Origin of the sequence: Arthrobacter sp. STN4, assembly GCF_024539665.1 — a bacterium.
Lineage (GTDB): Bacteria > Actinomycetota > Actinomycetes > Actinomycetales > Micrococcaceae > Specibacter.
Genome location: NZ_JAKZGX010000089.1, coordinates 1 through 534 on the forward strand (window position 1 = coordinate 1; position 534 = coordinate 534).

1 protein-coding gene is annotated in these 534 nt (G+C 64.6%); it reads left to right on the top strand.

What is annotated here, in order from left to right:
* Positions 1 to 527: PKD domain-containing protein (locus MMF96_RS19460; protein WP_256884483.1), on the top strand; the 527-nt coding region annotated here is incomplete at its 5' end.
* Positions 528 to 534 lie beyond the last annotated feature (7 nt).

Here is a 534-nt window from a genome sequence, read left to right on the forward strand (position 1 = left end):
CCTGCATCTACACCGAAAAACCCCGCGACATCCTGGCCGAGATCGCCGCGCAGATCAGCCACGAATTCCAAAAAACACCCGTCCAACCCGCCACCGTCGGCTCCCAACCCGGCCCCCACACCCTCCGCGGACAAGAAACCAACTTCTACGCCCTCGCACACGAACAACAATTCACCATCACCCTGCTCGGCCAAAAAATCCACCTCACCGCAACCCCCACCACCTACACCTGGAACTACGGCGACGGCACCACCTGGGGACCCACCCCCACCGCCGGCGCACCCCTGCCCGACGACAGAATCGGCGAACAAACCCAAACCAGCCACATCTACACCGCCACCGGCAAATACGCCATCACCGTCACCACCCACTTCACCGGCACCTACAGCGTCAACGGCGGCCCCGCCCTCCCCATCCCCGGCCAAGGCCACATCCCCTCACCACCCCTGCCCCTCACCGTCTGGCGCGCCGTCACCCACAACTACGCCGACAACTGCAACGAAAACCCCCACGGCACCGGCTGCTAAGGCCGTC